The sequence below is a fragment of the Rhizobium sp. P1_B8 genome, assembly GCF_056406515.1.
In genome coordinates this window covers 14613-27494 of sequence record NZ_JBFTZZ010000008.1, presented here as the reverse complement: position 1 = coordinate 27494, position 12882 = coordinate 14613, and the positions used below count along the sequence as shown (strand labels likewise).

Here is a 12882-nt window from a genome sequence, read left to right as displayed (position 1 = left end):
GGTTTTGGCGTTCCTTCTCCGAGGAAAGTACACGATTTGATTGCAGTGTCTATTTTAAGGTGATAACAAGAGTCAAGTTTAAATCGACCTGATGAAAGCGAGAAAAAATGGGAAGGACAGTGGAGATCCTGACGGGCAAGGCGGAGCTCTGCCGATCGATCATGGGGGCTTTGCCCGACTGGTTTTCAGAACCTGAGATCATCGAAGCGAGCGCCCAGGCGATCGAAGACCTGCCGGTGTTCGGCTATGTCGAAGCCGACGTCGTGACAGCGTTGATGGCCTTGAAGCCCCACCCGCCCGGCGCCGTCGAGATCGCGCTGATTGCGACACGACCCGAACATCACGGTCGCGGCGCCGGACGCCATCTCATCGATGCGGCCGAACGTTTCGGCCATGAATCGGGTGCCCGACTTCTGACCGTCAAGACTCTCGCCCCGCGCGACCGCGACGAACCGCAGTTCGAGGCGACGCGGCGCTTCTATGACCGGAACGGCTTTGTGCGGGCGGAGGTCTTTGCAAAGCTCTGGCACGAGGATCATCCATGCCTGTTCATGGTCAAGCCGCTCGCCGACGTCGAGGCAGGTGAAGCCGTGTTTTGAGGCGACAGGAATTTCTGCCTGGCGCGTTGGCAATGACCAGCGCGCTACATTGGAGCGGCCCTTCTCGTCATCGCCGACTGCCATCCATCGTCTCTTCAGGACCTTGGCGAGCCGACAGGAGCTAATGGCGCCCGTCCGGCAGCGGACAGGCTTCGCCGCAGCCACCCACGCCCGGCAGATTGTAACGCAGGCAGCAGACCTTTCGGCGAGCGAACTCCAGTCCGCATTGCTGTCGTGCAATGCGGATCATGCCGAACATCGGATTGCGCCCGCCGCATGGCCATGCAGCTTCTTCAAGCGGCGCCAGGCCGCCTTCGACGAGGCCGGGCTCGTGACGATGGGCGATCTCCTTGAGAATCCAGGAGAGATATGCCGCGACATTGTTCCAGAGAAGCTTCGGAGCGACGCCGGCATTGACGGCGATCGCCGCGATCACCGGTTCGGCGTGGCGGCGCATCAGCCGGTGAAGCTCGCCGGCGGGCTCGGTGGTAACGTCTGGTCTTTCGGACATCACGAATGCTTCCGGCTCGCCCGTATGCTCGTTGCAGACGAGCGAAAGCCCGTCGATCTCCAACGGCAGCCCGATCCGGTGCACGAACATGTGGAGGCTGGGGGCGATCGTCAGCATGCTGAAATAGTAGAGCGTCCACATGGAGACGATCGCACGACGGTCGCTGTCCGGAAACTTTTGCGCATATCGGCCAATGATTTCGTCGTCGACGGCCTGGTGGGCGACGGGATGATCAGCGACCAACGTCGCGGGCAGGAGCGCTCGGGTCGTCTCCGGCGCCATCTATTACCACCGGTATTTCAGGGTCGCCGTCATGTTGCGGCCTTGGCCGAGATAGCAGAAGCCCTCGTTGCACACGGTGTCGCGCTGGTCGGCAATGTTGCGGATATTGAAGGCAGCCGTCAGGCCCTCGTAGTTCTTGTCGATCGCGCCGAAATCATAAGCGGCAGATGCATCGACATAGAAGCTCGACGGGTTCTTCGAGGTATTGGCGGTATCCGTCCAATTCTCGCTGACATAACGGACGCCCGCGCCGACCGACAGGCCGTTGAACGGATTGGTTTCCTGGAAAGTATAGTTTGCCCAGAGGCTTGCGACATGCGCGGGCGTGAAGGCCGGCGTGTTGCCCTCATTGTCGCCTCCGGTCACCTCGGAATGGTTGTAGGTGTAGGCCGCAATGATGTCGAGGCCGTCGGCGATTGCCGCGCGCGCTTCAAGCTCGATGCCCTTTCCCGTCACTTCGCCAAGCGAGTCGTAGGCAAGGGTCAGCGGATTGACCAGCACCGGCTTGTTCTTTTCGACGATGTGATAGGCGACCGCCGACAGCAGGATGTCGGTGCCCGGCGGCTGGTACTTCACGCCGAGTTCGTACTGTTCACCCTCGGTCGGCTCCAGGATCTTGCCGGATGCCGACCGGTTGGTGACCGGGTCGAACGAGGTCGCATAGGAGACGAAGGGTGCAATGCCGTTGTCGAAGAGGTAAAGCGCGCCGGCTTGCCAGGAGAAGGCGTTCTTGTTGACGTCTTCCGAGTCGTTCAACCCGAAGGAGGGATAGGTCGTGTCACGCGTCTGGTTCACCCAGGTCTGGCGGCCGCCGAGGTTGAAACGCCAGTTTCCAGCCTCGATCTGGTCAAGGGCGTAAACGCCGACTTGGCGCATATCGGCATCGGCAACGATGAAGTTATAGTCCGGCGTGGCGCCCGAGACACCATAGGTCGGATTGGCGATATCGAAATCGAAGGCCGAGTTGACGGCGCCGATACCGTAGCCCCAGTTCGACTGGAGATTGGTGTAATCGAGGCCGAACAGCATCGTGTGTGCAAGGGGACCCGTATCGAACTTCGCCTCGAGCTGGTTGTCGACCTGGAAGACGTTCATCTCGTCGCGGATCGAACTCGCGTTACGATGAGCGACAGTCCCGGTCCAGCTGGAAACGCCGAGGTAACGAGCCCTGAGATCGAGATGCGAATAGCGCAGGTTCTGGCGGAACGTCAGGCCGTTGTCGAATTCGTGCTCGAACTGATATCCGATCTGCTGCTGCTTGACCTTCTGGTAGTCGTAGTCGGGATCGCTCTGCCTTATGTCGAGAATTTTGCCGTCGACGGTCGTGATCGCGCCGACATTGGCATCGGTCTCGTCGGACTGCGCCAGGCCGTACAGCGTGAAGGACGTGCCTTCGTCGGGCTTCCAGGTGAAGGACGGCGCCAGGAAATAGCGATCGTCGGCAATATCGAAATTGTTGTCGCCGTGACGGGCAAGGCCGACGATGCGATAGAGGAAATCATCATTTCCTTCGCTGATAGGTCCACCGAAGTCGAACATCGCCTGAGCCCGATCCTTGGTGCTGTAGGAGATGCCGACTTCGTGGATCGGCTCTTCGGTCGGAAGCTTCGATATCTTGTTGACGAGGCCGCCCGGCGATCCCGAGCCGTAGAGAACGGATACCGGTCCCTTGATCACCTCGACGCGTTGCAGCTGATAGGGATCGGTGCGGAACATGCCGTAATTGATATAGGGCTGGCGCAGGCTGTCCCGATAGTCGCCAACCGTCGTGATGTTGAAGCCGCGAATGAAGATTTGGTCGAAGCGCGGATCGAAGCCGTTCGGTCCTGTCGTCACGCCGGCCGAATAGCGCACGGCCTCGATGATGCTCTGGGCGCCCCGCTGCTCGATTTCCTTCTCGGTGGTCACCGAGACCGAACGCGGCGTCTCGACGAGCGGCGTGTTGATTTTGGTCGCCGCCGAGCTGTTCTTAGCGGCAACGGACGTCCGGTCAGCCTTGCTATCAGAGGCTGCGCCGCCTTGAATGACGATCGGCTCCAGCGCTGTCGCACTGGCATCGGTGGCGCTCTGGCCTGCAGCCGGCGATGCCGCAATGCCGATCAGGACGATCGCTGTCGTGACAAATAGGCTATCTCTATAAATTCGCGATACATTATTAGAAACATTCAAAAAAACACGTGCCATTGCTTGGTCCCTACGCCACGGATGCGGGCGGAACCTATGGAGCGAAATTGGCCTTGTCAACATAAGATGATTATTTTAGTCACCTTTAAATCGATAAATCCACGCCTTCAACACTCCCGAACAGGTTGCACGTAGAATCGAGGCCTCGTAACTTTCTGTGCGGGTAAATTGCCAACGGAGGCGGTTCTGCCGCGCGCGAGACCAAGTGCGCACCGAGACGACTGCCAACCTGCCGGTCTTGACGGGGATGGACCCGACGATCTTGTATTGCTGCTGATTTTGAACCACGCCCGCGGCCAGCAGTATCAACTGACTGAGTAGGAGGGGTATTTCGACCGCAGATGCCGCTGAAGTGGCTCGCCGGATAGGTCGGCCGGCGGACTTGCGCAAAACACCATCGCCTCACTTGAGTCAACTGCCACCCCCATTTGAGCCGCCGGCCAATTACGGGAAGAGACCTGTCGCTCGGTAAGCCCGGATCGTCCGGTCATAGATGCCGATGTCCTGGCAGCCCCGCGCGACCAGCTGGGCCCCCTCGATGGCTGCGAAGATCGCCATCGCGTGCTCCTGCAGGTCTTGGTCGCTTGCGGAAGGCTTGGCCCGCGAGAGCACCTTGGATAGCCAACCGACGTTCATAGCGGCGAATTTATCGACCTCGGTCCGAACCTCCGTGGGAAGGTCGTCAAGTTCGGCGCTCATGATTCCGCACAGGCACATGCGATTGTCGTTTGCCAGAGCTGAGCGAAAGATCTCAGTATATCTGTCCATGCACCAGGTCGCGTTTTCGGACGTCGCCAGCAGCTCCGTCAGATAGGCTGCTCCGTCCTCGGTGTAGCGACGCGCCAATGCGGCGCCGAGGGCGCCCTTGGTCGGGAAGTGGTAGTGCACGCTGGCACTCTTGATCCCCACTTCTTTCGCGAGCTCACGAAAGCTAAGCGCATTATAACCGTGCGCCTGCACCGTCGCTCTTGCGGCGCTCATGACCGCCTCGCGCATATCCGTTTTGGTTTTGGCCATCATCGATCCTTACCTATCACTCGATAGATAGTTGTTGACGCCGGAAAAGGGAAGGGATAAACGACGACTGCAATCTATCTATCGATAGACAGATAAAGGAGTCTCCCATGAAAATCTTCGATCGCCCCGGGTTTCCCAATCCGGCCCGCATCCGCATCGTGCTCGCCGAGAAGGATCTCGAACCGCAGGTCGAGTTTGTTTCCGTCGATCTTATCGGTGCCGAACACAAGCAACCCGCCTTCCTCCAAAAGAACCCCTCGGGCGTGCTGCCGGTGCTCCAGCTCGAGGACGGCACCTACATCGCGGAGGCCACTGCCATCACCGAATACCTCGACAATCTCGACGGCGATCCGCGGCTCACCGGCAAGACGCCAAAGGAAAAGGCCGTCATCCACATGATGCAGAAGCGGGCCGAGACCGAGCTGCTCGATGCGGTCGGCAACTATTTCCACCACGCGACCCCCGGCCTCGGCGGCGAGCTACAAGTGTTCAAGAGCCCGGAATGGGCTGGCCGCCAGGACTGGGGCAACCGCCAGCGCGACAAGGCGCTCGCCGGCATGACATATTTCGACAGATTGTTGCAGGACCAGTCGTTCGTCGCCGGCGATGCATTCTCGATGGCCGACATCACGGTGTTTGCCGGGCTGATGTTTGCCGACGCCGCCGGCATTGCCATCCCTGAAGATCATTCCGCGCTGAAGTCCTGGCGCGCAAAAGTCTCCGAGCTGCCGAGCGTCAAGAATCGCAGCGGCCAGATGTTCGTCGCGGAGGATCTGCGCAGGCTCGGCTTCTGATCCCCGCACCCGGCCTGAACATCGCGCCGATACGTCCAACCACATTACCCACTCGCGCCGCCCAGGCGGCATAATCTCACGGAGTTTCCTCATGTCTACGATCTCAACACCCGACAGCGCTTCCCGGCGCAACCTGCTGAAAGGGGCTGCCATCGCCGGCGTCGGACTGGCGGCGGCCGGTGCCAGTGCGAACTTGGCGGCAGCAAAAACGCCCGCGTCAGTCCATGCCGGGAAGCTCACAGGCGACCGCCTGGTCACGAAAGACGGCACCGACCTCTACTTCAAGGACTGGGGCACCGGTCCGGCCGTGGTATTTAGCCATGGCTATCCGCTCTCGTCCGACGCCTGGGAGGACCAGATGTTCTTCCTGTTGCAGAACGGCTATCGCGTCATCGCCCATGACCGTCGGGGCTTTGGCCGGTCGAGCCAGCCGTCCGGCGGTTACGACTACGACACCTTCGCCGACGACCTGGCGCAACTGGTCGAAGCGCTCGATCTGCGCGAGGCAACGTTCGTCGGCCACTCGATGGGCGGTGGCGAGGTCGCGCGTTATGTCGCGCGTCACGGCCAGAGCCGCGTCGCCAAGGTCGCCTTCGTCTCCTCGGTGACACCCTTCCTGCTCAAGACCGCGACCAATCCAAACGGAGCGCCAAAGGAGCTGTTCGATACGTTCCGCGCCGCTGTGCAGGCAAACCGGTCGCAGTGGAATCTCGACGTCACCATGCCGTACTACAGCTTCAACCGTCCGGGCTCGCACGTCTCGGAAGGTCTTAGGGAGAGCTACTGGCGTCAGGGACAGGCAACCGGGTTTCTTGCCGCCTATCACGCGCTTGGCGCCTTCTCCGAAACCGATTTCCGCGACGACCTCAAGAAGATCACCGTTCCCGCGCTGGTGGTCCACGGCAGCGACGACCAGATCGTCCCGCTGGAAATCTCCGCGAAACTGACCGCCGGGCTCGTTCCACATGCCAAGCTCATTGTCTACGAAGGCGGCTCCCATGGGCTGCTGCATGTCGACAAGGACCGATTGAACGCCGATCTGCTGGCGTTCCTTCGCGGCTGATGGCGTGGAAAAGGCCGGGGGCTGGCTGTAGCCCAGCCTCCGGCGCCATTGCGCGCGATCGTATGCGAGTCTGGCAATCAGGACGCCGTGATCTCGTTGACCGACGCGTCGTAAAAGAGATCGTCACCAAACTCCTCCCCGACAATGCCGCCCAGTCCTGCCGACAGCGACAGCGCAGCGTCCAAAGGCAAAAACGTCATCGTCACGCGCCGAACGAGCCCGGTCTCGTCGCGCTCGATGACACCTACCGCTTCCAGATCGAGGCCGGTGCGAAGTGTTGCCTTGTATTGCAGGAAATGGCGCTGATCGATCGCCCCATAGAAGGTCGGCGTCTGCGAGGCATAGAGCGTGCCGACGGCCTCGACCAGGCGCTTGATATTGTCACGGCCGGAAACCGGACGGCGCAGGACCGTCCCTCTCAGTTCGGCGTCATCGGCAAGATCATCGAGGAATGGGTGCTTTTCTCCGTTGCTGCCCGTCATGACGTTTCTCCGGAAGGCGTGATTTCTGGGGTGGCCGCGTGAGCGCGATCCAAACTCAACATCGACCTTGCGGGATATAGTGTGTAATTGCACGTCAAGCAATGAGCCTTGGAATCGGGATGTGGCGAGCATTCTACTTTGTCCGTCGAACGCCGAGATTCGCGCTTGACACTGTGCAATTGCACATTTAGATGTGCCCCATGCCGACACCCACTGGTCCCCATCTCTGTTACGCCCTCGCCGCCCGCCAGAACGCGCGCCATCTGAGCCGTCTTTACGACAATCATCTGGCGCCTGCCGGACTGTCGGTCTCGCAGTTCTCCATCCTGTCGCTGCTAGAAGCCTACCAGAGCCTCAAGATCACCAGTCTGGCCCATATGCTGAGCATGGAGCGTACGACGCTCGTCCGCGCGCTGAAGCCGCTGCAGGCAGCCGGATGGGTTGTCGCCGGGAGAGCCGACAGCGGCCGCGCCTTCGATGTCACCCTCTCCCCCTCCGGCGTCGCAAAGGTGGCGGAGGCTGTCCCCCTTTGGGAAAACGCCCAGGCCGCGTTTGAGCGGGAGGTCGGACAGGACCGCGCCGTGCGCATGCGCGATGAAATCCTGGAGCTGAACCTCGGCGGGTAGCTCCCCTTTTTACCCAAAACTGTGTAATTACACACTTTATGATGCAGCCAAACACAAGGAGATAGAAATGACTGACAAGTTCCTCGTTACCGGCGCAACCGGTGAGACCGGCCGCTACACCGTCCAACGCCTGCTCGAAAAAGGCCACTCCGTCCGCGCTATGGTCCACAGGCAAGACGAGCGCGCCGACGCGCTTCGCAACGAAGGCGCCGAGGTCGTGGTTGGCGACCTCTTCGAGCATGACGACGTTATCCGCGCTGCCGCCGGCACCACTGCCGCCTATTTCTGCTATCCGGTCCGTCCCGGCATCATCCAGACGACGGCATATTTCGCCGATGCGGCCAGGCGCGCCGGGCTGAAGGCCGTAATCAACATGTCGCAGATCTCCGCGCGCGAGGACTCCAAGAGCCATGCGGCGCGCGATCACTGGATCGCCGAGCGGGTCTTCGACTGGTCGGGTGTTCCCACCATCCACCTGCGGCCGACCTTCTTCTCGCAATGGCTGCTCTACCCGTTTGCACGCAAGACGATCGTCGAGCAGAGCATCATTGATCTGCCCTACGGCGCTGGCCGTCATGCGCCGATCGCCGCCGAGGACCAGGCCCGCCTGATCGCCTCGCTGCTGGCCGATCCGGCCGCCCATATCGGCAAGACCTACACGCTTCATGGGTCGACCGAGCTTGACCAGCCGGGCATCGCCGCGGCCATCAGCGAGGTGCTCGGCCGCAAGATCAGCTACCAGCCGCTGACCATCCCCGCCTATCGCGATCGCCTGGAAAAGTTCGGCCTGCCGGAATTTCTGATCCAGCATTTCTGCGCGATCGCCCTCGATTACCAGAATGGCATCTTCTCGGGCGCCGACAAGATCATCGCCGAAGTGACAGGCGTGCCGCCGATGACCGTTCAGGACTTCGTCACCTCGCACCGGGCCGCCTTCAATACCCTGAACGCGGCGGCGTAAGCCGCTCTGGCGCGGCCCGACGAGCATCGGCATCACCGGGTCTGAAACGCCGGCTCCGTCCACAAGCTGATGGCGGCGCGATGAATGCGCCGCCCGGCCAACCTTCCAGGAGAAGCAAGTTGAACATCAACCTTTCAGGTAAAGTCGCCCTCGTTACAGGATCTACCGAAGGCATTTTCCAGAATTTGCTTCTTATTTGATCCATGGCCGGCGGAGATTAAGGTGGCCGTAAAACGTCCAAATTCCAAACTATTTTCTACGAAATCAGTAGAAAGAGAACGACCTGTCTTTCTTCGGCCCATTTACATGCCTATGTTTCAAACGTGGGCTTGTCGACCTTCTCGCTGACGCCACACGCTAGTCCGCCTTGGTCATAAATCAGATTTGGGAAGAGAGATGACACGATACGTTATCGTGGGGGCAGGCGCGGTTGGTGCGAGCCTCGCTGCGCAGTTCGAACTTTCCGGCATCACATATGCGCTCGTCGGACGTGGCGCACAGATCGGCCATATAAAGAGGTATGGTTTGAGCTACCAACGTCCCTCTGGCAAGCGACAGACCGGGCTTAACGCTTTCGACCTCAGCGACCCGCCCAAATTGACCCTCGATGATATCCTGATGTTGACGGTCAAAACTCAGGACGCGGCAAGCTCCCTGGCCTCCTGGTCATGGCGTCCTGTGTCGGATTCGGGAGGTGCAACGGCTGCCAGTCTCCCCGTCGTCACCTTTCAAAATGGCTTGGCGACAGAAGCGATTGCGCTCAGAACTTTCGCCAGGGTTTACGGAGCTAGTATTCTGACGCCAGCACGGTTTACCGAAACCGGCTCCGTTGCAGTGGCGGGTGATCCGCAGGTCGGCGTGGTCACCATAGGGCGTTTCCCGTCGGGTTCTGATGAAACAGCCGAGCAGATTGCGGCGGACCTCACCCGCGCTAATTATCTGGCGGAAACCAGCAATGATATCCGCCGTTGGAAATCAGCCAAACTTCTTCACAACGTCAGAAACGTCTTGGAATTGTTCGTTGGGGCCGAGGATCTCCGCGTCTCCATCGCCGAGGCGCTGGTCAATGAAGCTCGCCAGGCTCTCGAGGCTGCCGGTTATAACCTCGCCTCACCCTCTGAACGGACCACAGATCTTTCAGGGTGGCGTATAGCTCAGGACAGTGGCATCCATCCCGGTCAACAATCGACCTGGCAGAGTTTTACCAGAGGCGCTTCGAGTGAAGTCGATTTTCTCAACGGCGAAATCGTCTTGCTGGGTCGTTTGCACAATATTCCGACACCCTACAATGAGGTTGTCCAGAATCTTGCTGGCAGATTGGAGCATCAAGGCGGCTTCACCAAAGCACTGGCGCTTGACGCGATTCAATCACTTGTCGACAGGCCCTATCGGGCGAGCAACACCGATCTCGCCGCAACGAACTGATTGTCGCCGTCTAATTGTTCAACGATGCAACCACCAACCTGAAGCGATCCAATGAGAGAACCCATATCAGATCAGATCCTCGCCGCAGCCGGCGGGCTATTTTACAGCGAAGGTATTCGGGCTGTTGGGATAGATCGCATTATCGAAGAAGCGAAAGTTGCAAAGGCAACGCTATATCGACACTTCCCGTCCAAGGATCATCTTGTTGCGGCCTATCTCCAGGATCGCCACGAACGTGTTGTTCGCTCCTTGCGGGAGGCCTTGGACGCGACGGCTGCTCCGAGAGACCAGGTGAGAGTTATTTTCGAGCGCCTGTATGAAAAGGCCGACAGCCCGGAGTTCCGGGGCTGCGCATTTGCTCTTGCGGTGGCCGAGCATGGCGACTCAGAACGCGTCGTGTCCGTCGCCCGAACGCATAAGAAGGCCGTGAGCGACATCTTCCGTGCCATTATCTCCAAAGCCGAATTAGGGCCCGACCAGACGGCTGCTCATCTATCGCTTCTCTATGAAGGCGCGCTTGCGACGGTGGCAGTCGGACGTGATCCAACAGCGGTTCTCGTCGCCCGAGACTGCGCACTTTCTGTATTCGACGCCGCAATCCTACGCGACCGGACATCTTGAGAGCACTATAATATGACAAAGATCATCGACTATTTCTTCGGCATTGGCTCGCCATGGGCTTTCATCGGTCTGGACGCGTTCGCGGCACTGGCTTCCGAACAAAACGCTACGATCCGCCCCTATGTCATCCCCCTGATTGAGGATAACGGCGCCATCTATTCTCGTAACCGACCGGAGGCCCGTCGAGCTTATTGGACGAAGGATCTCAAGCGTTGGGCGGCCGTCCGGGGCAAAACGCTGAACTTCGAAAATCGCGCGGCCTTGTCGGATCCAACGCCGGCGGGTTTCATGATCCTTGCCGCCATCGATGCGGGCAAAGACTGGTTCAAGCTGACGAAAGCGCTGCAGGAGGCCTTCTGGTTGCGCGGAGAAAATATCGGTGACGCACAGGTGCGTCGCGCAATCGCGGATGCCGCGGGCTTCGATGGCGCAGCGCTGGATGAGCGTGCCCAGAGCGACGCCGTGTTGTCGATATGGAAGGCCAATTACAAGACCGCCAAGGACGCCGGTGTGTTTGGGCTGCCGACATTCCGTTATGAGGACGAGCTTTACTGGGGGCAGGACAGCCTGCCCTTCCTCGAACGTCATCTCAAGGGCGCAAAACTGGTCGCCTGATCCTGTCGTAAAGTCGAGGTGCGCGCCCGCTCGAACGCAGCCGGGCCGCAAACCTCAGATCGCAATTCCGGGGTTTCTCATGTCTCTTTGCTCGCCGGGTTCCCTGGTCTTCACCGAATGGCTGGCGGCGCATCTCGATCATCCTGGCCACGTCATTCTTGACGGCTCTTTCACGACACCGATGTCGCGCGGAGCGGACAAGTGAGCGCGCTCTCCCCTGCTCTTATCGAGGCGCTATACGACCGTTTCGGTGACCGCTTCTCCACATCGCAGCCCTTGCGGGAGCAGCATGGCCGCGGTGAATCCCACCACATCGCCGCGATTCCGGATGCAATCGTCTTTGCGGAAAACACGGAGGACGTAGCGGAAACCGTGCGGCTCTGCGCGGCCGAAGGCGTGCCGGTCATCGCATTCGGCGCCGGTACCTCCCTCGAGGGCCATCTGAGCGCGGTACGGGGTGGTGTTTCCATCGATCTCTCCCGCATGTCGCAGATCGTCCGCATCAGCGCCGAGGATTTGGATTGCACGGTTGAGGCCGGCGTGACCCGCGAGCAGTTGAACGCTCATCTGCGTGACATGGGCCTGTTCTTCCCGATCGATCCGGGCGCCAATGCCTCGATCGGCGGTATGGCATCGACCCGCGCATCAGGCACGAATGCCGTGCGCTACGGAACCATGCGCGAAAACGTCTTGTCTCTAACCGTCGTTCTGCCGAGCGGTCAGATCATCCGAACCGGTGGGCGGGCACGAAAGTCGTCGGCCGGATACGATCTGACGCGGCTGTTCGTGGGCTCCGAAGGGACCCTCGGCATCATCACCGAGGTGACGCTTCGGCTTTATGGCATTCCGGAAACGACCTCGGCCGCGCTTTGCTCGTTCGAGAATGTCGAACAGGCGGTTGCTGCGGCCATCGCAGTCGTGCAGCTCGGCATTCCGGTCGCGCGGATGGAGTTGATGGACCGCGGTCTGATTGAAGCCGTCAACGCTTATTCGAACCTGTCCTTGAAGATCGAGGACACACTGGCCTTCGAGTTCCACGGCTCTCCGGCCAGCGTGCAGGAACAGGTCGAGATGGTCGCCGGCATCGTCGGGGACAACGGCGGCAAGGACTTCGAATGGGCCAATACGCCGGAAGAACGCAACCGCCTGTGGAAGGCGCGTCACAATGCGTTTTATGCCGTCGTTTCCCAGCGTGCGAATGCCAAGGGCTGGTCTTCCGACGTCTGCGTGCCGGTATCGCAGCTCAGTGCCTGCATTCTCGACACGCGCGAACTGCTGCGTAGCTGCAGCGTGCCGGCCGCCATTCTCGGCCATGTCGGCGACGGCAACTACCATGTTGTCTTCGCCGTCGATCCGACGAGCCAGGCAGAACTCGACGAGGTCGCCGCCATCAACAAGAAGATGGTGGAATACGCGATTTCGGTCGATGGCACATCGACGGGCGAACATGGGGTGGGCACAGGCAAGATCAAATATTTGCGTCAGGAACACGGAGATGCCGTGGATCTCATGGCGGTCATCAAAAATGCCATCGATCCGAAAGGCATCATGAATCCCGGCAAAGTCCTTCCAGACCATGTTTCGCCGGCTACTGCATAATTCCTTAAATCGGAATCGATTTAAGGAATTATGCAGCATTTCAAAGCGTTACAGCGTCCTTGGCGCGTCTTAAAAGACGCGCGGCGCTGTACTCTGAAAACGG

Annotated in this window: 14 protein-coding genes; 10 read left to right on the top strand and 4 right to left on the bottom strand. The window is 59.9% G+C overall.

Annotated features, from left to right (window positions below):
- The first annotated feature begins 107 nt into the window (after positions 1-107).
- Positions 108-599 (top strand): GNAT family N-acetyltransferase, encoded by a 492-nt coding sequence (locus tag AC1D2N_RS12360; protein WP_018516826.1) that lies wholly within the window; start codon positions 108-110, stop codon positions 597-599.
- Between the two features lie 121 nt (positions 600-720).
- Here the strand turns inward: AC1D2N_RS12360 and fhuF are convergent, their stop codons facing one another.
- The 3 genes from fhuF to AC1D2N_RS12345 form a co-directional block, all read right to left on the bottom strand.
- A complete protein-coding gene (gene fhuF, locus AC1D2N_RS12355; protein ID WP_477981349.1) occupies positions 721-1392 on the bottom strand; it encodes a siderophore-iron reductase FhuF in 672 nt (223 codons plus the stop codon).
- A 3-nt stretch (positions 1393-1395) separates the two neighbouring features.
- Complete coding sequence (locus tag AC1D2N_RS12350) at positions 1396-3576, bottom strand: TonB-dependent siderophore receptor (protein WP_018516828.1); 2181 nt, start codon at positions 3574-3576, stop codon at positions 1396-1398.
- Positions 3577-4020: 444 nt separating this feature from the next.
- Entirely contained in the window at positions 4021-4596 is a 576-nt protein-coding gene (locus AC1D2N_RS12345; protein WP_018516829.1) for a TetR/AcrR family transcriptional regulator, read from the bottom strand.
- Positions 4597-4700: 104 nt separating this feature from the next.
- Here AC1D2N_RS12345 and AC1D2N_RS12340 point away from each other — a divergent pair, with 104 nt between their 5' ends.
- Positions 4701-5387, top strand: coding sequence for a glutathione S-transferase family protein (locus AC1D2N_RS12340; protein WP_018516830.1), 687 nt, complete (start codon positions 4701-4703; stop codon positions 5385-5387).
- Between the two features lie 91 nt (positions 5388-5478).
- Entirely contained in the window at positions 5479-6450 is a 972-nt protein-coding gene (locus AC1D2N_RS12335) for an alpha/beta fold hydrolase (RefSeq protein WP_018245549.1), read from the top strand.
- A 77-nt stretch (positions 6451-6527) separates the two neighbouring features.
- On the opposite strand, the gene AC1D2N_RS12330 is transcribed toward AC1D2N_RS12335, so the two are convergent.
- Complete coding sequence (locus AC1D2N_RS12330; protein WP_018516831.1) at positions 6528-6932, bottom strand: hypothetical protein; 405 nt, start codon at positions 6930-6932, stop codon at positions 6528-6530.
- A gap of 200 nt (positions 6933-7132) precedes the next feature.
- Here AC1D2N_RS12330 and AC1D2N_RS12325 point away from each other — a divergent pair, with 200 nt between their 5' ends.
- The 7 genes from AC1D2N_RS12325 to AC1D2N_RS12295 all read left to right on the top strand — a co-directional run bounded on the left by AC1D2N_RS12325 (position 7133) and on the right by AC1D2N_RS12295 (position 12779).
- The gene (locus tag AC1D2N_RS12325; RefSeq protein WP_018516832.1) at positions 7133-7558 is read left to right on the top strand and encodes a MarR family winged helix-turn-helix transcriptional regulator; all 426 of its coding nucleotides are present in this window, start codon (positions 7133-7135) and stop codon (positions 7556-7558) included.
- Positions 7559-7625: 67 nt separating this feature from the next.
- Positions 7626-8519 carry an NmrA family NAD(P)-binding protein gene (locus tag AC1D2N_RS12320; protein ID WP_018516833.1) on the top strand — a complete coding sequence of 298 codons (894 nt, stop codon included), beginning with the start codon at positions 7626-7628 and terminating at the stop codon, positions 8517-8519.
- 396 nt (positions 8520-8915) lie between these two features.
- Positions 8916-9944, top strand: a complete 1029-nt coding sequence (locus AC1D2N_RS12315; RefSeq protein WP_018516834.1) for a ketopantoate reductase family protein — start codon at positions 8916-8918, stop codon at positions 9942-9944.
- Positions 9945-9995: 51 nt separating this feature from the next.
- Positions 9996-10565, top strand: coding sequence for a TetR/AcrR family transcriptional regulator (locus AC1D2N_RS12310; RefSeq protein WP_018516835.1), 570 nt, complete (start codon positions 9996-9998; stop codon positions 10563-10565).
- A gap of 12 nt (positions 10566-10577) precedes the next feature.
- On the top strand, positions 10578-11180 hold the full coding sequence (locus tag AC1D2N_RS12305) for a 2-hydroxychromene-2-carboxylate isomerase (protein ID WP_018516836.1): 603 nt from the start codon (positions 10578-10580) through the stop codon (positions 11178-11180).
- Positions 11181-11259: 79 nt separating this feature from the next.
- Positions 11260-11385 carry a rhodanese-like domain-containing protein gene (locus AC1D2N_RS12300; RefSeq protein WP_018245542.1) on the top strand — a complete coding sequence of 42 codons (126 nt, stop codon included), beginning with the start codon at positions 11260-11262 and terminating at the stop codon, positions 11383-11385.
- Entirely contained in the window at positions 11382-12779 is a 1398-nt protein-coding gene (locus AC1D2N_RS12295; protein ID WP_018516837.1) for an FAD-binding oxidoreductase, read from the top strand. Before AC1D2N_RS12300 ends, AC1D2N_RS12295 begins: the two co-directional genes overlap by 4 nt.
- Positions 12780-12882 lie beyond the last annotated feature (103 nt).

What these genes read in the sequence shown, in the direction of transcription:
- AC1D2N_RS12330 (WP_018516831.1), bottom strand. Translation starts at nt 6,932, where the DNA reads ATGACGGGCAGCAACGGAGAAAAGCACCCATTCCTCGATGATCTTGCC.
- AC1D2N_RS12310 (WP_018516835.1), top strand. Translation starts at nt 9,996, where the DNA reads ATGAGAGAACCCATATCAGATCAGATCCTCGCCGCAGCCGGCGGGCTA.
- AC1D2N_RS12360 (WP_018516826.1), top strand. Translation starts at nt 108, where the DNA reads ATGGGAAGGACAGTGGAGATCCTGACGGGCAAGGCGGAGCTCTGCCGA.
- AC1D2N_RS12325 (WP_018516832.1), top strand. Translation starts at nt 7,133, where the DNA reads ATGCCGACACCCACTGGTCCCCATCTCTGTTACGCCCTCGCCGCCCGC.
- fhuF (WP_477981349.1), bottom strand. Translation starts at nt 1,392, where the DNA reads ATGGCGCCGGAGACGACCCGAGCGCTCCTGCCCGCGACGTTGGTCGCT.
- AC1D2N_RS12320 (WP_018516833.1), top strand. Translation starts at nt 7,626, where the DNA reads ATGACTGACAAGTTCCTCGTTACCGGCGCAACCGGTGAGACCGGCCGC.
- AC1D2N_RS12340 (WP_018516830.1), top strand. Translation starts at nt 4,701, where the DNA reads ATGAAAATCTTCGATCGCCCCGGGTTTCCCAATCCGGCCCGCATCCGC.
- AC1D2N_RS12345 (WP_018516829.1), bottom strand. Translation starts at nt 4,596, where the DNA reads ATGATGGCCAAAACCAAAACGGATATGCGCGAGGCGGTCATGAGCGCC.
- AC1D2N_RS12300 (WP_018245542.1), top strand. Translation starts at nt 11,260, where the DNA reads ATGTCTCTTTGCTCGCCGGGTTCCCTGGTCTTCACCGAATGGCTGGCG.
- AC1D2N_RS12350 (WP_018516828.1), bottom strand. Translation starts at nt 3,576, where the DNA reads ATGGCACGTGTTTTTTTGAATGTTTCTAATAATGTATCGCGAATTTAT.
- AC1D2N_RS12305 (WP_018516836.1), top strand. Translation starts at nt 10,578, where the DNA reads ATGACAAAGATCATCGACTATTTCTTCGGCATTGGCTCGCCATGGGCT.
- AC1D2N_RS12335 (WP_018245549.1), top strand. Translation starts at nt 5,479, where the DNA reads ATGTCTACGATCTCAACACCCGACAGCGCTTCCCGGCGCAACCTGCTG.
- AC1D2N_RS12315 (WP_018516834.1), top strand. Translation starts at nt 8,916, where the DNA reads ATGACACGATACGTTATCGTGGGGGCAGGCGCGGTTGGTGCGAGCCTC.